General features: G+C 73.6%; 16 protein-coding genes. 8 read left to right on the top strand and 8 right to left on the bottom strand.

The window, feature by feature from the left end:
* The first annotated feature begins 7 nt into the window (after positions 1-7).
* Positions 8-1,426, top strand: a complete 1,419-nt coding sequence (locus WMF27_RS44650) for a sigma-54-dependent transcriptional regulator (RefSeq protein WP_437762774.1) — start codon at positions 8-10, stop codon at positions 1,424-1,426.
* Here the strand turns inward: WMF27_RS44650 and WMF27_RS44645 are convergent.
* The 4 genes from WMF27_RS44645 to WMF27_RS44630 are packed head-to-tail and all read right to left on the bottom strand — an operon-like array spanning position 1,419 to position 5,951.
* Positions 1,419-2,753: a sensor histidine kinase gene (locus WMF27_RS44645; protein ID WP_437762775.1), complete on the bottom strand. Its 1,335-nt coding sequence runs from the start codon at positions 2,751-2,753 to the stop codon at positions 1,419-1,421. The two genes, WMF27_RS44650 and WMF27_RS44645, sit on opposite strands and share 8 nt — an antisense overlap.
* Positions 2,750-3,976 (bottom strand): FtsX-like permease family protein, encoded by a 1,227-nt coding sequence (locus WMF27_RS44640; protein ID WP_437762776.1) that lies wholly within the window; start codon positions 3,974-3,976, stop codon positions 2,750-2,752. The genes WMF27_RS44645 and WMF27_RS44640 overlap by 4 nt, the downstream gene beginning before the upstream one ends.
* Positions 3,973-5,229, bottom strand: coding sequence for an FtsX-like permease family protein (locus tag WMF27_RS44635; protein WP_437762777.1), 1,257 nt, complete (start codon positions 5,227-5,229; stop codon positions 3,973-3,975). The genes WMF27_RS44640 and WMF27_RS44635 overlap by 4 nt, the downstream gene beginning before the upstream one ends.
* Positions 5,226-5,951 (bottom strand): ABC transporter ATP-binding protein, encoded by a 726-nt coding sequence (locus WMF27_RS44630; protein ID WP_437762778.1) that lies wholly within the window; start codon positions 5,949-5,951, stop codon positions 5,226-5,228. The genes WMF27_RS44635 and WMF27_RS44630 overlap by 4 nt, the downstream gene beginning before the upstream one ends.
* A 149-nt stretch (positions 5,952-6,100) precedes the next feature.
* On the opposite strand from WMF27_RS44630, the gene WMF27_RS44625 reads away from it, so the two are divergent.
* From WMF27_RS44625 to WMF27_RS44610, 4 genes are all read left to right on the top strand, one after another.
* On the top strand, positions 6,101-7,060 hold the full coding sequence (locus WMF27_RS44625) for a GlxA family transcriptional regulator (protein WP_437762779.1): 960 nt from the start codon (positions 6,101-6,103) through the stop codon (positions 7,058-7,060).
* A gap of 217 nt (positions 7,061-7,277) precedes the next feature.
* Positions 7,278-7,994, top strand: a complete 717-nt coding sequence (locus tag WMF27_RS44620) for a DJ-1/PfpI family protein (protein WP_437762780.1) — start codon at positions 7,278-7,280, stop codon at positions 7,992-7,994.
* A gap of 226 nt (positions 7,995-8,220) precedes the next feature.
* A complete protein-coding gene (locus WMF27_RS44615; RefSeq protein WP_437762781.1) occupies positions 8,221-8,535 on the top strand; it encodes a DUF3817 domain-containing protein in 315 nt (104 codons plus the stop codon).
* 243 nt (positions 8,536-8,778) lie between these two features.
* The gene (locus WMF27_RS44610) at positions 8,779-10,698 is read left to right on the top strand and encodes a hybrid sensor histidine kinase/response regulator (protein ID WP_437762782.1); all 1,920 of its coding nucleotides are present in this window, start codon (positions 8,779-8,781) and stop codon (positions 10,696-10,698) included.
* Positions 10,699-10,840: 142 nt separating this feature from the next.
* Here WMF27_RS44610 and WMF27_RS44605 read toward each other — a convergent pair whose 3' ends face one another.
* Positions 10,841-11,554 carry a glutathione S-transferase family protein gene (locus WMF27_RS44605; protein WP_437762783.1) on the bottom strand — a complete coding sequence of 238 codons (714 nt, stop codon included), beginning with the start codon at positions 11,552-11,554 and terminating at the stop codon, positions 10,841-10,843.
* 250 nt (positions 11,555-11,804) lie between these two features.
* Between WMF27_RS44605 and WMF27_RS44600 the strand changes: the two genes are divergently transcribed.
* Both WMF27_RS44600 and WMF27_RS44595 read left to right on the top strand, forming a co-directional pair.
* Positions 11,805-13,181, top strand: coding sequence for a hypothetical protein (locus WMF27_RS44600; protein WP_437762784.1), 1,377 nt, complete (start codon positions 11,805-11,807; stop codon positions 13,179-13,181).
* Between the two features lie 10 nt (positions 13,182-13,191).
* Positions 13,192-14,502, top strand: coding sequence for a hypothetical protein (locus WMF27_RS44595; RefSeq protein WP_437762785.1), 1,311 nt, complete (start codon positions 13,192-13,194; stop codon positions 14,500-14,502).
* Positions 14,503-14,536: 34 nt separating this feature from the next.
* Here WMF27_RS44595 and WMF27_RS44590 read toward each other — a convergent pair whose 3' ends face one another.
* The 3 genes from WMF27_RS44590 to WMF27_RS44580 all read right to left on the bottom strand — a co-directional run bounded on the left by WMF27_RS44590 (position 14,537) and on the right by WMF27_RS44580 (position 17,535).
* Entirely contained in the window at positions 14,537-15,439 is a 903-nt protein-coding gene (locus WMF27_RS44590; protein ID WP_437762786.1) for a PfkB family carbohydrate kinase, read from the bottom strand.
* A gap of 123 nt (positions 15,440-15,562) precedes the next feature.
* On the bottom strand, positions 15,563-17,206 hold the full coding sequence (locus WMF27_RS44585) for a 5'-nucleotidase C-terminal domain-containing protein (protein WP_437762787.1): 1,644 nt from the start codon (positions 17,204-17,206) through the stop codon (positions 15,563-15,565).
* Positions 17,203-17,535: a hypothetical protein gene (locus WMF27_RS44580; protein WP_437762788.1), complete on the bottom strand. Its 333-nt coding sequence runs from the start codon at positions 17,533-17,535 to the stop codon at positions 17,203-17,205. The genes WMF27_RS44585 and WMF27_RS44580 overlap by 4 nt, the downstream gene beginning before the upstream one ends.
* 51 nt (positions 17,536-17,586) lie before the next feature.
* Between WMF27_RS44580 and WMF27_RS44575 the strand changes: the two genes are divergently transcribed.
* On the top strand, positions 17,587-18,093 hold the full coding sequence (locus WMF27_RS44575) for an MBL fold metallo-hydrolase (RefSeq protein ID WP_437762789.1): 507 nt from the start codon (positions 17,587-17,589) through the stop codon (positions 18,091-18,093).
* The last annotated feature ends 200 nt before the right edge of the window (positions 18,094-18,293 follow it).

The following is an 18,293-nucleotide window of genomic DNA, read 5'->3' as shown; positions in this document are numbered from 1 at the left end:
TCGCCGGGTGCCGAAGATCCTCGTCATCGACGATCAGCCCGCCGTCTGCGTCGCGCTGACGACGCTGCTCGAGCTGCACGGGCACGAGGTCCGCGTCGCCGCCACGCCCGACGAGGCGATGGCGGCGGTGCTCGGCGACGAGCTCGGCGCCGTGGTCCAGGACATGAACTTCCGGCAGAGCGCCACCTCGGGCGAAGAGGGGTTGGCGCTGCTCCGCCGGATCAAGGCCGTCGACCCCGAGCTGCCCGTCGTGGCCATGACCGCGTTCACGTCGATCGCGGGCGCGGTCGAGCTGATCAAGGCCGGGGCGAGCGACTACGTGCCCAAGCCGTGGGACGACCAGAAGCTCGTCGCCACCGTGGGCAACCTCGCGCGGCTGCGGGCGCTCGAGCAGGAGAACGCGCGCCTCCTGGCCCAGCGCGGGCGCGCGCGGCACCGGCTCGCCGAGCGCCACGACCTGGCCGGGCTCGTGTACGCGAGCGACGCGATGCACGAGGTCGTGAGCCTCGCCGTGAAGGTCGCGCCCGCGGACGTGCCCGTCCTCATCACCGGGCCGAACGGGACCGGGAAAGAGCTCCTCGCCACCATCGTCCAGGCCAACTCGCGGCGGAGGGGCCGGCCGTTCGTCAAGGTGAACGCCGGGGCCCTCCCCGACGAGCTCGTCGAGGCGGAGCTGTTCGGCGCCGAGCCAGGCGCGTTCACCGGCGCGACCCGCCTCCGCGCCGGCCGCTTCGAGGAGGCCGACGGCGGCACCCTCTTCCTCGACGAGATCGGCACGCTGTCGCTGAACGGCCAGAAGAAGCTGCTGCGCGTCCTCCAGACCGGCGAGTACCAGCGCCTCGGGAGCAGCGTCACCCGCAAGGCCGACGTGCGCGTGCTGAGCGCGACCAACCGCGATCTCCCGCGGGCGATCGCCGAGGGATCCTTCCGCGAAGACCTGTACTTCAGGCTCAACGTCATAGAATTGGCGATCCCTGCGCTGCGCGATCGCCCCGAGGACATCGCGCCGATCGCGAGCCACCTGCTCGATCGCCTCGCCGCGCGCGCGGCGGGCGGCGAGCGGGTGACGCTCGGCCCGCGCGCGCGCCACGCGCTCGCCGAGCACGACTGGCCGGGCAACGTCCGCGAGCTGGAGAACCGGCTCACGCGCGCGGCGCTGGTGCGCAAGGGCGAGACGATCGAGCCGCACGACCTGGGGCTCGACATGGTCGCGCGCGTGCCGCCGGCGCCCATCGCGACCGGCGCCGCGGCCGCTGCGCACGCCGCGCTCTCCGCGACCTCCTCCGAGCGCCTCGAGATCGAGCGCGCGCTCGTCGAGGCGCGGGGCGTCGTCGCCAAGGCCGCGGCGTCGCTCGGCCTGAGCCGGCAGGGGCTCTACCGGCGCATGGACCGGCTCGGGATCCAGATCGAGCGGAAGCTCAAGTAGCGCGCTCGTCCGGCGCCGGCGGCAGGCGGCACTCCGCCTCGGCCCCGCCCCCCTCGCGGCGCCGCAGCGCGAGCGCGCCGCCGTGCGCGGTCGCGATCTCGCGGCAGAGCGCGAGGCCGAGCCCGCGGCCCTGCTGCTTCGTCGAGTAGAAGGGCAGGAGCGCCTTGCCCGGGGCGTCGTCCGGGAGCCCGTGGCCGCGGTCGGCCACCGTGAGCGCGAGCTCGCCCGTCGAGAGGCGCCGCACCGAGACCTCGACCCGGTCGGGCGGGCTCCCGGCCTCGACGGCGTTCTTGAGCAGGTTCAGGAGGAGCTGCTGGATCTGCGCTGGATCAAAGAAGCCGGGCTCGTCCGGCGCGTCGCCCAGCGTGAAGGGCGCGAGCCCGCGCAGCCGCTCGAGGAAGGGGCGCCACGGGACCCGCTCGGGGGCGGGCGGCGGGAGGCGCGCGAGCTCGGCGTACGCGGCGAGGAAGCGGGCGAGGTGCGCGCTCCGCTCCTCGAGGGTGTCGAAGACGACGCCGAGGCGCTCCCGCTGCTCCGGGCGATCGAGCAGGAGGCGGCCCGAGTGGAGGAGCGAGGAGATCGGCGCGAGCGAGTTGTTGAGCTCGTGGCTGATCAACCGGATCGCGTTCCTGTGGAGCTCCGCCTCCCGGCGCGAGATCTCGCGCGTGAGCGACCGGACCGAGACGAGGACGTGCGCCTGGGTGTTCAGGCGGAACGCGCGGCGGGCGACGTACAGCGTCTCGATCTCGCCCCGGCGCTCGACGGACACGAGCGCGTCCCGCCCGGCGACCATCGCGGCGCGGAGCTCCTCGGGCTCCCCGGCGAGCAGCGCGGAGAGCGTCCTCTGGCCGACGCGCTCGCCCGCGGCGAAGAGGGCGCGCGCGGCGCCGTTGCCGTACACGATCCGGCCCGCCTCGTCGTGGAGCACCATCGCGACGGGGGTGGCGTCGAGCGCCGTCTCGAGCAGGAGCTCCTTCTGGTAGAGGTCGTCGCGCTGCGCACGCAGGGCGTCCCCGAGGCGGTTGTGGCGCTCGACGAGATCCCCGAGCTCGTCCCGGCGGTCGTGCCGGACGCGCTGCGTGTAGTCCGACTCGGCGAAGCTCGCGAGGCCGTCGGTCACCGCGCGGAGCGCGCCGAGCGTACGCCCGAGGAGGAGGCGGGAGCCGAGCGCGCCGGCGACCAGCGCGAGCCCGAGCCCCGCGAGGGCGCACCCGGGCAAGGGCACCTGCGCCTGCGCCGCGGCCAGGCTCCCGGCGCAGGCGGCGGCGGAGCTCAGGAGCACCACCGCGGCGTGGCGTACCGGGAGCGGCGCGCGGATCGGCCTCATGATCGCGACGCCTCGGCGGGGGAGACGGCGCTCGCGCGGAGCGCGGGCAGGAGCGCCGCCGCCATGCCGGCGAGCCACACGGCCACGGCGACCAGGGCGACCGTGCGTGGATCCAGCGGCAGGTCGAGCTCGGGGGCGGCCGCGCGCGCCGCGGCCCGGAGCCCGGCGAGGGCGGCGGCGCCCGCGGCGAGGCCAGCGGTCGTGAGCAGCGCGTTCTCCACGAGGATGAGGCGCGCCACGTCGGCGCGGGTCGCGCCCAGGGCGCGGCGGATGCCGAGCGCCTGACGGCGCTCCGACACGAGCAGCGACGCCATCCCGATGCGCCCGAGGAAGACGACGACGAGCATCATCCCGATCAGCGTGAGGGCGAGGGCGCCGGCGCCGCGGTTCGTGTGGGTGTCGAGCTCGGCGCCCTCGTCGAGCGCGCGCACGAGCACGACGCGGCGCGGATCGGCGAGCTCGAGCGCCTCGCGCAACCGGGCGCCGGCGCGGTCATCGCCGTCGCCGTCGTCGCCGCCGTCGCCGCCGTCGCCGCCGTCTGATTCGACCCGGATCAGGTAGGAGAGCGTGCGGCCGAGCGGAGGCCCCTCGGCCGCGAAGAGCACGCTGCCGGCGTCGGGCCCCAGGGCGGCGCGGAACGGCGGCACGACGCCGACGATGGCGAGCGGCTTCTGCCGGGCGCTCCGGCGCACGATCTGCCCGATGGCGCGGCCGTCCGGGAAGAGGCGCGCCGCGAGCGCCTGCGTGACGACGGCGGGCGTCGCCTCCGCGTCCGCGGTGTCCTCGGGGGCGATCAGGCGCCCTTCGAGCGGGGCCAGGCCGAGGACGGCCGCGACGCCGCCGCGGTCGTCCAGCATCCACGCGAGCGCGCTCGGACCGCCCGGGGAGGTCGTCTCGACGATCTCCCGGTGGGTGATGTTGAACGGCGCCGAGCTCGCCTCCGCGGCGCCGCGGACGCCGGCGACGCGCGCGAGGGCCTCGGTGTCGCGGCGGACCGCGGCCTCGCGCTCGCCGCGGGACGCGAAGCTCGGGCCGTCGCGCTCCGTCATGGCGAGGAGCAGCGACCGCGTGTCGATGCCGCGCGGCGCGGCGGCCGCGCGGGCGTAGTGGAGGGCGAGCCCCGAGGCGTGCACGGCGACAGCGAAGCCGAAGGCGGTCTCGAGCACCATCAGGAGCGCGGGGATCTTCTGGCGGGCGAGCGCCCTGACGATGGGGCCGATCACGAGCGCCGGAGCCCTTCGGCAGGGGGTTGCCTCGCCGCGCGCCACGCCGGGTACCCGCCGGCGAGGAGGCCCAGGACGAGCGCGGCAGCGACCGTCGCAGCCGAGGTCCGCGCGTCCAGGTGGTAGTCGATCGGCCGGAGGTGGATGACGCGGTTGACGAGGGCAAGCACGGCCACGGCGACGCCGAGGGCAAGCGCGGCGCTGCCGGCGGCGACGAGCATCGCCTCGAGCAGGAGCTCGAGGAAGACAGCGCGGGAGCTCGCGCCGAAGGCGCGGTAAATGGCGATCTCGGCGCGCTTCGCGCGGAATTTCCCCTCGAGGAGCCGCGCGGCGTTGAGGGTGCAGGCCCCGAGGAGCACGTCGGCGAGCAGGGCGAAGAGCGTCGTGCCCGGGTCGTCCACGCGGAGCGCGTGCACCCGCTCGCGCGGCACGAGCTCGGCCCCGAGGGCGCGCCTGCCGCGTGCGCGCTCGCGGGTCACGTGGGCGTCGAGATCGGCCTGGAACGCGGCCCGGCGCGCCTCGTCGGGGAGCTCGACCAGGAGCTCCAGCCAGCCGTTGTCGGAGGCCGCGAGCGCGTCGAAGCCCCCGCTCGGGTCCTCGCGCTCGTGGATCAGCGGCGGCCGGACGCCGAGCGCGATCCCCACGGCGCTCGGCGCGAAAACGATGGGATGAAGCGAAGCGCGCGTGCCGGGAGGGGCCGGGATGGCGACGACGCCGGCGACACGGAAAGGCTCTCCGAACAGGCGCAGCGTGCGCCCGAGGCCGCTCGCCCCGCCGAACAGCGTGCGCTCGGCCGTCTCGGTGAGCACGACCGGGCGATCCTCCCCGGCGCCCTCCGCCAGCGACCAGAGCGCCCCGCTCCGGACCGGGATCCCGAACATCCCGAACAGATCGTGGGTACAAAATGCCACCACGACCGGAACGAGCGGACCGCCGTCGGCGCTGCCGGCAGCCATGGCCGCGAAGAGGTCGCTCTTGCGCGGGGGGTGGGGGCTTCCGAGGAGGACGCGGTCGCGAAGGCTCGGGGGATGGATCGCGCCCGGCGCCACAGGCGCGCCGCCCTCGTGCGGGACGGAGACGAGGTAGACCCCTCGCGCGGACGCCAGCGGATCGAACGTGCGCTCGAGGAGGACCGCGCGCGCCGCCGTCCACACGGCGAGGCCAAGCGTGAACGCCAGCAGCACGATCGCGGTATGGCCCGGCTGCCGCCCGAGGCTCCTCCGGACCAGCCAGAGCGTGTGGCCGAACATCATTCGCGGCTCGCGGCCATCGCCGGCGCCTCCGCGCGCGCGCCGGGGTCCGAGGGCGCCCACGGATCGATGAGCTTGCCGTCGAGCACGTGCACCTTGCGGCGCGCCCGCGCCGCGAGCTCGGGGTCGTGCGTGGTCATGACGATCGTCGTGCCGCCGGCGTGGATGCGCTCGAGCAGATCGAGGATCTGCCGCGCCGAGCGGGAGTCCAGGTTGCCGGTGGGCTCGTCGGCCAGGAGGAGCGAGGGCTCGCCGACCAGCGCGCGCGCGATCGCGACGCGCTGCTGCTGGCCGCCCGAGAGCTCGCTGGGCCGGTGGTGGAGCCGCGCGCTCAGGCCGACGTCCTCGAGCGCGCGCAGGGCACGCTCGCGCCGCACACGCGCGCCCAGGCCCCGGACCCGCAGCGGCACGTCCACGTTATCGAGCACGTCGAGGTCGGCGATGAGCTGGAAGCTCTGGAACACGAAGCCGATCTTCCGGTTCCTGACCGCGCTCGCACGGGCATCGGAGAGCCCCTGCATCGGCTCGCCGTCGAGGAGGTACTCGCCCCCGTCGAAGGGATCGAGGAGCCCTGCGACGTTGAGGAACGTCGTCTTTCCGGAGCCGGAGGGGCCCATCACGGCGAGGAACTCGCCGCGCGCGACGTGCAGCGTGAACCCGGCGAGCGCATGGGTCTCGAACAGGCCGCGCCGGTAGACCTTGGTGACGTTCGTCATCCGTATCATGTCGGTCTCTTTGGCAGGAAATGCAGGTACTTTATCTTCACGGCCATCGGCCAGCCAGCTACCGTCGTCGCGTGAAGCGGCCCCCTGCATCGAGATCCGCTCCTTCTGCCACGCCGCGCGCGCACCGCCATGGACCGACGCGCAGGGTCGTGGCCGTGGCCTACGACGGCGCGAGCGCCATCGACGTGGTGGGGCCAACCGACGTATTCGCGCTGGCCTCGGACATCGCGAGAGCGAAGGTGCCCGGCGCTCCCCCCGCCTATGCGGTCGAGATCGCCGCCGTGGACGGCGGCGTGATCCGGACGCTGTCGGGGGTGCATATCGCCGCCCACAAGGCGCTCGCGGATCTGGCCCCCGGCATCGATACGGTGCTTGTCGCCGGGGGCGAGACCCGTGAAGCGACGCGGGACGCCCGGCTGCTCGCCTGGCTCCGCGCGACGACGCCCGAGGTGCGGCGCATGGGCGCCGTCTGCACCGGCGCCTTCCTCCTCGCCGCCGCGGGGCTGCTCACGGGGCGCCGGGCGGCCACCCACTGGCATTCCGCGGCCGCGCTCGCGCGCGAGTTTCCCGGCGTCGAGGTCGACTCCGACGCGATCTTCGTGCGGTCCGGGAAAATCTACACGTCGGCGGGCATGACAGCGGGCATCGACCTCGCGCTCTCGATGGTGGAAGAGGATCTCGGATACGACATGGCGCTCATGGTGGCGCGGGGGCTCGTGGTGTTCCTCAAGCGCCCGGGTGGACAGTCCCAGTTCAGCCGCCCGCTCCTCGCGCAGACGGTCGCCACGGGCCCGCTGCAGGGCGTGATCGACTGGATCCTCCGGCACCTCGACGCCGACCTGCGCGTCGAGGCGCTGGCGGAGAAGGCCGGGATGAGCCCGCGCAACTTCGCGCGGACGTTCACCCGGGCCATGCGGATGACCCCGGCAAAATTCGTCGAGGCGGCCCGCCTGGAGCAGGCGCGCTCCTGCCTGGAGGGGGGCCGAGCGTCGATGAAGGAGCTCGCGCGCGACTGCGGCTTCGGCACGGACGAGCGGATGCGGCGCGCGTTCCAGCGCACCCTGCAGGTCACGCCGGAGGACTACCGGAGGCGCTTCGGTCGAGCGTGAGCGGGCGCCGGGCGCGCGATGCGCCGCCCTGCGCCAGCGTGTCCTGAAAGCAGGGGACGATGTCCTTTCGGCCCCCGCCGGCGTGGCTCACAGTCGGGTCAACGAAGCGCCTTCAGCCGCGCTCGTGAGAGCCAGGCGCGGGGCTGCGTCGAGACGAAGCTCCGCCATCGAGGCGATCATCCGCAGATGAAGAGACGAAAGGGTTCAGGGACCAAAGATGACGGACGCCTATGATATCAAGCTGCCAGATCCTCAGCCGCCGCTCCAGGTCGGCATGGTGCTCTACCCGGGCCTCACGGCGCTTGATCTGATTGGCCCTCAAAGCGTGCTGACCGCTCATGCGACGACCTATCTGCTCTGGAAGACGCGCGACCTGGTCATGACTGACTCGGGGATTCCTATCCAGCCGACGGCGACCTTCAGCGACTGTCCGGACGACCTGGACATCCTGTTCGTGCCAGGCGGCATGGGCACCCCCGACGCCATGGTGGATCAGGAGATCCTCCGGTTCCTGAGGGATCGGGGCGCCCGCTCCAGGTACGTGACCTCCGTGTGCACGGGGTCGCTCATCCTGGCCGCAGCAGGTTTGATGCAAGGATACAAGGCCACGACACACTGGTCCGCGCGCCACATCCTCGAGGCGTTCGGCGTGGAGTGCGTCCGGGCGCGCGTGGTGGTCGATCGCAACCGGATCTCGGGCGGCGGGGTGACCGCAGGCATCGATTTCGGGCTGACGCTGCTGGCGCTGCTGCGCGGAGACGATGCCGCGAAGCTCACGCAGCTCATGCTGGAATACGACCCCGCCCCGCCCTTCAACGCCGGGGTGCCCGAAGCTGCGGGACCCGAGCTGACGCAGCGCATATTGAGCGTCCTCGATCCCTACGATCGGCAGATGCGGAAGATCGCCGCCGAGAGGAGCGGCAGAGCGAGCTGAAGCGCGCCATCCGCGCCGCGGCCTCCCCGGGGCTGGTCGTCACGTGGATCGCGGGATACCTCTTGACCGCGCTGCGGCAACTCTCCATGACGGAGCGGCGATCAGCCCGTCGCTGGCTTCGCAGCTCGCCCTCGTCCACGGCGGGCGCGTTCGTAATGACCTTTACCCCTCTCTTCGTGGTGCTGCCGATGATGGTCTTTCGCCCCACCTGGTCTGGTGCCGGACGATGAACACGCTCCGCACCCTGCGCCTCGTCGGCTTCCTGGAAGGGCTGTCCTTCCTGGTCCTCCTCGGCGTCGCGATGCCGCTCAAGTACCTCTTTGAACTGCCGATCGCCGTACGGATCGTCGGCAGCGCCCACGGGCTCCTCTTCCTCCTGTTCGTCGGCGCGCTGATTCGCGCGGCCAGCGAGCGCGACTGGCCGCATCGCCGCTCGCTCGCGGCGCTCGTCGCGTCGCTCGTCCCCTTCGGGACGTTCGTGCTGGACCGCGCCCTGAAGCGCGAGATCGAGGGAGACGCGCAGGCGGCCGGCGATGGCTGACGCCGGCGCGTCGCGTCCACGTCACGCGCGCCGGCGCTGCGCGCGCCGCGCGCGGATGCGGCTCAAGGACACGGGCGTGATGCCCAGGTACGACGGACAGGCCAGGGCTGGCTGAACTTGCGAGGCGGTTGCACTCGGATCGCCCCGGCACGCTCGCCTGCTCGCGAAGCCGCTCGTCCGCCGCGAGGTCGCGACGCGCCGACGGCGCCGATCGCGCCGGTGCGCTATAGGGTGTCGTCGCGGATGAAGCAGCAGCAAGAGCAGCTGTGGCTCGACGACGTCATCGGGGGGCTCCCCCTCCCCGTCCTCGTGCTGAGCCCGGCTGGCGTCGCGACCCACGAGAACCCGGCGTATCGAGCGAGGTTCGGCCCGCGCGCCGACGAGCGCGGCGAGATCGCGTCCGCGCTGCGGGGCGGGCACGCCTCGGCGCTTTGCGCGGCGCTCGATGGCGTCTCGCGCGCCGTGCCGCTCGGCTCGATCAGCGGCGCGCCGTTCACCGGGCACTACTTCCCGATCCGCGACGCTTCAGGCGCCGTGGCGTTCGTCGGGATCCTGTTCGTCGAGGAGCGCGCCGCCCCGGTGCCGGCCGCCCCGGCGCTGACCTCGGAGACCCACGACATCCCGGAGGTCGAGCGCAGCCTTCGCCGCATCCTCGACATGATGCCGCAGCTCGTCTGGTCGACGCGGCCCGACGGTTATCACGATTTCTACAACCGCCGCTGGTACGACTACACCGGCGAGACGCCCGACGCCACGCGCGGCGCCGGCTGGAACGACCAGCTGCACCCGGACGATCAGCAACGCGCCTGGGAGCGGTGGGTTCGCTCCGTCGAGACGGGGGAAGACTACCAGATCGAGTACCGCTTCCGGCGCGCCGACGGCGCATACCGCTGGTTCCTGGGCCGCGCGCTGCCGATGCGTGACGAGGCAGGGCGCATCCTCCGCTGGTTCGGCACCTGCACCGACGTCGACGATCAGAAGCGCCTCGAGCAGCAGCGGGCCGAGGTCCTGGCGCAGGCCGAGGAGACCAGCCGGCTGAAGGACGAGTTCCTCGCGATCGTCTCGCACGAGCTCCGCACGCCCCTCACCGCGATCCTCGGGTGGGCGCGCATGCAGCGCTCGCGGCCGGAGCTCGCGCCCAAGGCGATGGAGGTCATCGAACGCAACGCCGAGGCGCAGGCCAGGCTCATCGAGGAGATCCTCGAGAGCTCGCGCATCGTGACCGGGAAGATCCGCCTCTACCCCAGGAACGCGAGCGTGAACGAGCTCGTCCGCGCCGCGGTCGACGCCATCCGGCCGGCCGCTGACGCGAAGGCCATCGGCCTCGAGGTCAGGCTCGATCCCGGTGTCGGGGAGATCGTCTGTGATCCCGATCGCCTCCAGCAGGTGGTCACGAATCTGCTGGTCAACGCCGTGAAGTTCACGCCGGGCGGCGGGCAGGTCGGACTCCAGACGGCGCTCCATCCGGGCGGCGTCGAGGTGACGGTGACGGATACCGGGAAAGGCATTTCGGCCGCCTTTCTCCCGCACGTGTTCGAGCGGTTCCGCCAGGCGGAGGCGGCCACCACACGGCAGCACGGCGGACTCGGTCTCGGGCTGGCGATCGTCAAATACCTCGTCGAGCTCCATGGCGGCGCCGTCCGCGCGCGGAGCGACGGCGAGGGGAAAGGGGCGTCCTTCTGCGTGCGCTTGCCGGTGCGGGCCGTGGCCCTGGCGCAGGGCGAGAGCTCCGAGGTCTCGTCCGAGATCGAGCATCCCTCGGCCGGGACGATCCCCCGGCTCGACGGGCTGCGCGTGCTCGTCGTCGACGACGAGCCGGACGCGCGGGAGCTCGTCACCATGGTGCTGCGCGAGGCAGGCGCCCAGGCGGACGAGACCGGCTCGGCCTCGGCAGCGCTGGAGATGATGAGTCGCGCTCGGCCCGACGTGCTCGTCAGCGACATCGCCATGCCGGAGCAGGACGGCTACGCCCTCCTTCGCGAGCTCCGATCCCGCGCTCCGGACCTCGGTGGCTCCGTGCCGGCGCTGGCGCTCACCGCCTTCGCCCGGCGCGAGGACGTCGTTCAGGCCCGCGACGCCGGGTTCCAGCTCCACCTCGCCAAGCCGGTCCAGCCGGGCGAGCTCGTGGCGGCGGTTTATCGGCTCGCGCGCAAAGGCGCCTGATACGAACCAGGCGCAGAAGCGGGGAGAATTCACAGGGAGGCGGGGAGACGGGGAGGAGCTCTTCAAATGCTCCCTGTTTCCCCACCTTTTTTGTTGAATTTCCCCGCTGAAAAGGGCTGCAAATGAGCGGATTCCTCGGAGGTCAGGCGGGAGGGCTCCAGTCGGCATAGTAGCGTTGCCGCATGCGCTCACAGTAGGCAACGAGGTTGGGCTGGGCCTCGGCGTGGCGCTTCAGCGGGGAATCGACGGGGAAGCGGAGCACGCTGGCGAGGAGGGCGTACACGGTCGCGTCCACCGAGCTCGGCTCGGTCCCGAGCATGAAGGGCTGGTCGCCGAGCAGGGTGGCGATGGCGCCGAGATCCGCCTTGCCCTGGGCATAGATCTCCTCGCGGCTGTGGCGCCCCGTGCCCTGCGCGCGGAGCATGCCGGTCATCCTTTTGCGCAGGAGCTCGACGATCACGCCGCCGACGACCCGCGGCATGAGCGGAAGGAAGATGGGGCGATAGGCAGCCCACCCCTCGGGCTCGCTCCAGCGGACGAACACCACCATCCAGTAGAACGCCTCTTCGAGCATGCGCCGGATCACATGGCCTCGAGCGCGCGCCTCCGCGGTGAGGTGGGCGTCGAGCTTGTCGCCGTGGGCGCGCTCCAGGTGCTCGATGATGAGCTGCGAGTCGCCCATGGTACAGCCGTCGATGTCGGCATACGGGATCTTGCCCTTCGGCGCGCGGCGCGGGTCGGCGGAGCGCACCTCGTAGGGGAGGCCGGCCATGCGCAGCCAGGTCTCGAGCTTGAGGCAGAACGGGCTGATGTTCGGGACGCCCCACGCGGCAGGGGCCTGATAGAGGGTGATCATGTCGGCGCTCCTCGTTGAAGTTCCAGCACGTCATGTCATCTCCCCGAGGAGCGGCGCGGCGTCCACGTAGACGGATGAAGGACGGAATCCCTCGCTCGTCCCCCGCAAGAAACCGGCGCCGGACCTCGGCCGCACGACACCTGTCCGCCTCCGCCGCGGACACCTGTCCGGACGCGGACACGCGCCCTCGCGCGCCGCCCGCCGATTGCGGCCAATCCTCTCGGGCACGCCCGCTGCTTGGGCGCCCCGCATGCGTCTTCTCATCCACTTCGTTTTGCCCTCCGCCACGGCGCTCCTCCTCGGCTGTTCCCCCGAGGCGGCGCCGGGCGCGAGCACCCCGACCTTCCACAGGGACATCGAGCCGCTGCTCCAGAAGAGCTGCCTCGGCTGCCACGCGCAGGGCGGCACCGCGCCGGTGAGCCTGGCCTCGTACGAGAGCGCGAAGGCGCTCGCGCCGGTCATCGCCGACGAGACCGCGGCGCGGCGGATGCCGCCGTGGGGCGCCCTGCCGACCGACGAGTGCGCGCCCCCTCGCCCGTTCCGGGGGGACCTGCACCTCTCCCTCGACGAGATCGCCCTGCTCCGCGCCTGGAGCGACGCCGGCGCGCCTAAGGGGGATCCCGCGGACGCCCCGGCCCCCACCACCCCCGTCGCGGCGGGCCTGTCGCGAACCGACCTCGAGCTCTCGCCCAGGGCCCCCTTCGCCGCGGCGGAGCGCTCCGACAGCTTCCGCTGCTTCGTCCTCGATCCGGGGCTCACGGAGCAGGCGTGGGTCCAGGGCTACGACGTGCTGCCGGGCAACCGCGCCGTGGTGCACCACGCGCTGCTCTTCATCGACGTGAACCGCGAGAGCGAGGCGCTCGGCGGCGAGAGCGGCAGCTACGAGTGCTTCGGCGACGCGCGCCTCTCCGAGACATCGCTGCTCGGCGCCTGGGCGCCCGGCACGCAGGCGTTCGAGCTGCCGCCGGACATCGGCATCTCGGTGCCAGCGAACGCGCTGCTCGTGATGCAGGTCCACTACCACCCGAAGCCCGGCGAGGCGCCCTCGCCCGACGCGACCCGGGTCGCGCTCCGCCTCATGGACGAGAAGCCGCGCCGCGCGCTCTCGCACCTGATGCTCGGCAACGCCGAGGCGCCGCTCCGGGACGGCACCGGGCTCCTGCCCGGGCCGGGCGACCGCGGGAGCGTCGAGTTCCGGATCCCGGCCGGCGCCCGGGGGCACGTCGAGCGGATGCGGTACACCATCGACTTCCCGATCCCCGAGATCTCGATCTACGGCGCCAGCGGCCACATGCACCGGGCCGGCGTCGACCTCAAGGTCGACCAGCTCCGCGCCGATCCGCGGGGCGACGAGGCCGACCGCGCGTGCCTCGTCCAGACGCCCGCGTGGGACTACAACTGGCAGCGGCTCTACAGCTACGACGCGCCGATCGACGAGCTGCCCACGCTGCGGTCGGGCGACACGATCGAGCTGCGCTGCACGTACGACAACACCACGGAGAACCCGGCGCTCGCGGCGCAGCTCATCGAGGAGCGCCTGCCCGCGCCGCAGGACATCGTCCTCGGCGAGTCGACGCTCGACGAGATGTGCGTGGCGTTCCTGCCTGTCGTCCACCCGAACCTCTGAGGAGACGCCGATGCCTTCGAACCATTGCCACGCACGCTTCGGTCTCGGCGCGCTCCTGCTCGCCGCCTGCTCTTCACCGCCGAGCGCCGCGCCCTCCGGACGCACGGCGCCGCGCGAGGACCTCTGCCCGGAAGGCTTCGCCGATTGCGACGGCGACAGCGACAACGGCTGCGAGGCCGCCCTGCTGACGAGCGTCGAGAGCTGCGGCGCGTGCGGCGCGCGCTGCGCGGGCGGCGACGGCGCGACAGCGCTCTGCTCGGCGGGCGCCTGCACCCTCGCGTGCGACGCCGGGCGGGCCGACTGCGACGGCGACGGCGGCAACGGCTGCGAGGCCCTCGTCGCGGAGGATCCGCGCCATTGCGGCGCCTGCGGCGTGACCTGCGCCGACGCTTGCTGGAACGGCACCTGCGACGCCGCCGTGCTCGCCGGCGAGCTCCGGCTGCCCACGTTCCTCAGGATGGACGCGACCGGGCTCTACTGGACGAACCAGGGCTCCGGCGACGCGCCGGACGGGAGCGTCATGCGGCTCGATCCGCGCGGCGGGACGCCGGCGGTGCTCGCGCCGGAGCAGGAGCTCCCGGGCCCGCTCGCGCTCGACGAGGCCGCTGTGTACTTCGCGCACGCGCGCGGCCTCGCGGCCGTCCCGAAGGCCGGCGGCGAGGTGGCCGAGCTCGCGCCCGACGCCCGCGGCGTCACGGCGCTCGCGGTCGACCAGGGCGCGCTCTACTGGGTCGAGGCGGGGACGCCGCCGGCGTTCGAGGACGGCGGGCTGTTCTCGCTGCCGCTCGGCGCCGAGCCCGGCGCGGCGAAGGTGATGCTCGCGACCATCCCGGGCGTCGCCAGCGGGGTGGCGCTCGACGCCGGCCACGTGTACGTGACCGCGCAGGGCACCGGCGCGGCCGGCGGCGCGATCTACCGGGTGGCGCGCGACGCGGCGCCGCCGAGCGCGCCGGAGAGGCTGCACGAGGCGCTGGTCGCCCCGCGCGCGCTCGTGGCGCGCGGCGGCGCGCTGTGGCTCATCGAGGGGCGCGGGATCGCCACGTTCTCGCCCGGGAGCCCGCTTCGCAGGGTCGTCCCGGATCTGCCGCAGATCCCAGCGCAGCTCGCGTTCGACGACGCGCGCGTCTTCTGGACGACCGCGCGGGAGGCCGACGGCCAGGTGCAGAGCGCGCGGCTCGACGGGAGCGATCTCGCGACGCACGCGCGCAACCTGAGCTACCCGTGGGGCATCGCCGTGGACGGGACGAACGTCTACTTTAACCTCGCGTGGGACGGCGGGCCAGCGACGGGGGCGCTGGTGCGCGGGCCGAAGGGCCCGTGACCGCGCTCTCCGCCGGGGCAGCCCGGCCTCAACGTCAACGCCGGCCGACCTTCGCGCTCGCCGCGGCGTGACCGCGCTGGATCGCGCGGGTCCAGAGGTCGGGGCGCTCCGGGCCGTGGTCGCCGGCGCGGGCGAGCTCGGCGCAGATCGCGGCGGTGAAGGCGTCGCCCGCGCCGGCCGCGCGGGTCTCGGCCACGACGGGCGGGGCGAGCGCGATCTCGCCGAAGGGGCCGGCGGCGCGGGCTGCGCCTGCGCCCTGGGTGAGCACCAGGGTCGCGCTCGGCCGCATGGCGACGCGCACCTGGGCGTCGTCGAGCCCGAGCCCGGCGAGGTCCGCCGCGCTGCACCGCACCACGTCGGCCTCGCGGAGCAGGGCGTGGAGCACGCGCGGATCGCGCCCGGCCCAGAGGCGCCATCGCGCGTTGAGGTCGACGACGACGACGGTGCCTGTGCGGCGCGCGGCCCGCGCGGCCCGGCAGAGCGCGGCGATCGGCGCGAGCGCCGGAGAGATCCCCGAGAGCAGCAGCACCGGCGCCGCCCACCCCTCGGGCACCGAGAGGGGCAGATCGTCCTCGGCGCGGTGGGCGACCATGTGCCGCGCCCCGCCGGTGTCCTCCAGCACGATGAGCCCCTGGCGGGCCGGGATCAGCGCCACACCCGCGACGTCGACGCCGAGCGCCGCGACCCTCGCCAGGAGCGCCCGGCCCGGCGCGTCGTCGCCGAGCGCCGCCGCGAGCCCGACGCGCAGCCCGCTCCGCGCGAGCGCGACCGCGGCGTTCACCGCGCCGCCGCCCGGACGGAACCGCAGCGAGGCCCCGCCCGGAGGCGCGAGATCCCAGAGGGCCTCGCCGGCGCAGATGACGTCCAGGGTCGCCACCCGCGACGGCGCGATGCGCGCCGCCGTGGCCCGCCCAGCGCTCGCCAGCATGGATGCCATGGGGTCCCCCATCTTACACCACGGGGCTCTCAGCAGCGCGCCGGCTGCGACGCTGGCCGTCGCAACCGCCATGGGAGGAGGGGCGCATCGCCGCTACGGCCTTGGCACATCACCAAGAGGCCCTCAGGAGTCGGATCGACCGCGCTCCCCCGCGTCCGGCGGGGAGGACAGCGCGTCGACCTCGCCGCGCGTCACGCGCTTGTCGCCGTCGCGGTCGAGCGCCTTCATCATCTCGCCGACGACCACCTCGGACGGCGTCTCGGAGCTCACCCTCGACGCGGCGGCCCTCAGCTCCTCGGCCGAGACGCGGCCGTCCCCGTCGGCGTCGATCTCCTCGAAGGGCCCGAGCTGGCGGACGAGGTCCGCGGCGAACGACTCCACGAGGACGAGCTTCGGATCGCGCCCGCTGTCCGCCGGCGGCACCTTCTCCGGGTGCTCCTGGGCGAAGCGGACCAGCGGCGCGATGTCATCCATGCCGCCGAGGAGCCCGCGCGGGAGGGCGATCCGGTACTCGCGGCCATCGACCAGCGGGAGGCCGTCGATCGCGCTCAGGACGCCTCGAGCGTCCGTCGCCATCCGGTCGTCGATCTGGAGGTAACCGCCGTGCTGGGCGGGGGCGCGCGACCGCGACGCGGCGACGGCCTCGCGGACGACGCGGCCAGGCAGGAGGGTCGCGACCACCTCGTTGCTGAAGGGCACCTCGGCCTTGAGATCCCCGTACGTGAAACGCTCCCGGTACGCGCGACCGCCGCGGATGCCACCGCCGTTGAAGAGGCACCCGTCCGCCCCGAAGGCGTCGCGGATCCGCGAGCAGAGCAGCGCGCCGAGCGACGTCTGCTGGACCCGCGTCCCGACGGACGAGAGCTCGCTCCCCGGCGGGAGCCGGAGGAGGGTGGCCGCGTCGAGGTCCCGCACGATCTGCATGTGGCGGTCGACGCGCGCGCGCATCGCCGGATCCTCGGGATAGGCGCCGACCTCCTCGATCCGGACAGTGACCGCAGGCAGGTCGGGCACCCCGGCAGGCGGCGCCATGGCCGGCCACACGAGATCGATGATGGCGGCGCTCTCCGCGTCCGTGCCGGCCTTCACGACCCAGCAGCCGCCCACGTCGTCGAGGGTCACCTCGTGCTCGTGGCCGCCCAGGATCACGGGAAAGCGCGGATCGCGCTGCGCCCGCGCGAGCGCGAGGTCCTGATCGCGGCTCTGGTGCGTGATCGGGATCACGCAGGCGCACCCCTCGTCGCGGAGGAGCCGGCGGGTCCAGCGGAGGGCCGCCTCGTTCGCCGGCTCGATGTCGATCCCCCCGAACGCATCCCGCCGGTACAGACCCTTCACGTGCACGAGCAGGCCGAGGAGGCCGATCCGGACAGCGCGCCCGCCGGGGCTCGAGACGTCGAGGATCTCGTGTGTCGGCAGCGCCGGGGCGAACGAGGGCATGTTGGTGTTGAGCCATGTGCCCCGGAACTCCTGCACCCGCGCCCTGAGCTCCGGGAGCTCGACGTCGGCCTCGTGGTTGCCGAAGATGGTGTGCGTGATCGGCAGCGCGTTCATGCAGTCGACCATGCCCCTGCCGTGATCGAGGCTCGACAGCAGGCTCGGCGCGAGGAAGTCGCCGGCCATCACCGCCAGGAAGCGATCCGCGGGCGCGGCGGCGTGGCGCCGCACGAGGGTCGCGAGGCGCGGCAGGTTGTCGAGCAAGTACACGTCGTTCACGCAGACGATCCGCAAAGAAGGGCCTCTGGGCAGGGCGTGTGCGGCGGCGGTCATGGCCGTCGAAGATAGCCCAGCCCGCGGGCGCGCGACGCCGTCAGCGCCGAGCGCCCCTCGCCTTCGGCGGGCGCCACGCGCGCAGGCTCTCCGCGAGCGGCTCGAGCACCGCGCGCACCCGCGGCGTACTGCTCCGACGCGAAGGCGCGCAGCTCGATGTCGACGGAGGCGACGCTGTCCTCGCCGGCGGGGACGCCCAGCCGCAGCGCCAGATCCGCCTCCCGCCTCGTCAGGTCGAGCGGGCCCACCGTGAACACGACGTGCAGCTCGATCGCCGGCGCGCGCCGCGAGAAGGCCGCCGCGAACGGGAACTCGCGGCGAGCGACCATCCCCTCCGCACCGGCCCCGTCGGACAGGCGCTCAACTTCGGCGCGTTGCGGGTGGAGGCCAGCCTCGGCGCCTTTCGCGGCGAGCGGGCGCTGGCCGGCGTGCTCCTCACGCACCTGCACATCGACCACGTGCTCGGCCTGCCCGACGTCGCGCGCGACGTCCCGATCTTCGTCGGACCCGGCGAGTCCACGTTCGAGAGCCCGTTCCATGCGCTCACCCAGTCCACCGTGGACCAGCTCCGCGAGGGCCGCGCGCCCCTCGAGGAGTGGGCCTTCGGCGGCGAGGGCGTGATCGACGTGCTCGGCGACGCCTCGCTCTTCGCGCTCTCGGCGCCGGGGCACACGCCGGGCTCGGTCGCCTACGTCGCGCGGACACCCGAGGGCCCGGTGCTCTTCACCGGCGATGTGTGCCACACGGCCTGGGGCTGGCGGAACGACGTCGAGCCCGGGAATTTCTCGTCCGACCCCGCCGGGAGCGCCGAGAGCCTCGCCTTCCTCCGCGCCCTCGCCGCCCGCCACCCGTCGATGCATGTGCGCCTCGGGCACCAGTCGCTGTGAGCGCGGCCCTTCCCGGCCAGGCGCTCATCCGTCGGAGGTGAGCTCCTTCTGGAGGTGCCGCGCCAGCCGCTCCAGCACCTGGCGCGCCACGCGCCGGAGCCGCCGAGGTAGACGACGAGGAGGGGCGGGCTCGGCAGCGGGAGCCTGTGGGCACGAGCCGGATCAAGCGCCCCTCCTGGACCCGGCGCCGCAAGAGAAGA

The organism is Sorangium sp. So ce281, assembly GCF_051527395.1.
In the GTDB taxonomy this organism is placed as follows: Bacteria; Myxococcota_A; Polyangia; order Polyangiales; family Polyangiaceae; genus Sorangium; species Sorangium cellulosum_B.
This window is presented reverse-complemented; position numbering and strand designations above follow the sequence as displayed.

What these genes read in the sequence shown, in the direction of transcription:
- WMF27_RS44620 (WP_437762780.1), top strand. Translation starts at nt 7,278, where the DNA reads ATGACGGACGCCTATGATATCAAGCTGCCAGATCCTCAGCCGCCGCTC.
- WMF27_RS44595 (WP_437762785.1), top strand. Translation starts at nt 13,192, where the DNA reads ATGCCTTCGAACCATTGCCACGCACGCTTCGGTCTCGGCGCGCTCCTG.
- WMF27_RS44605 (WP_437762783.1), bottom strand. Translation starts at nt 11,554, where the DNA reads ATGATCACCCTCTATCAGGCCCCTGCCGCGTGGGGCGTCCCGAACATC.
- WMF27_RS44615 (WP_437762781.1), top strand. Translation starts at nt 8,221, where the DNA reads ATGAACACGCTCCGCACCCTGCGCCTCGTCGGCTTCCTGGAAGGGCTG.
- WMF27_RS44645 (WP_437762775.1), bottom strand. Translation starts at nt 2,753, where the DNA reads ATGAGGCCGATCCGCGCGCCGCTCCCGGTACGCCACGCCGCGGTGGTG.
- WMF27_RS44585 (WP_437762787.1), bottom strand. Translation starts at nt 17,206, where the DNA reads ATGACCGCCGCCGCACACGCCCTGCCCAGAGGCCCTTCTTTGCGGATC.
- WMF27_RS44590 (WP_437762786.1), bottom strand. Translation starts at nt 15,439, where the DNA reads ATGGCATCCATGCTGGCGAGCGCTGGGCGGGCCACGGCGGCGCGCATC.
- WMF27_RS44630 (WP_437762778.1), bottom strand. Translation starts at nt 5,951, where the DNA reads ATGATACGGATGACGAACGTCACCAAGGTCTACCGGCGCGGCCTGTTC.
- WMF27_RS44635 (WP_437762777.1), bottom strand. Translation starts at nt 5,229, where the DNA reads ATGATGTTCGGCCACACGCTCTGGCTGGTCCGGAGGAGCCTCGGGCGG.
- WMF27_RS44610 (WP_437762782.1), top strand. Translation starts at nt 8,779, where the DNA reads ATGAAGCAGCAGCAAGAGCAGCTGTGGCTCGACGACGTCATCGGGGGG.
- WMF27_RS44580 (WP_437762788.1), bottom strand. Translation starts at nt 17,535, where the DNA reads ATGGTCGCTCGCCGCGAGTTCCCGTTCGCGGCGGCCTTCTCGCGGCGC.
- WMF27_RS44600 (WP_437762784.1), top strand. Translation starts at nt 11,805, where the DNA reads ATGCGTCTTCTCATCCACTTCGTTTTGCCCTCCGCCACGGCGCTCCTC.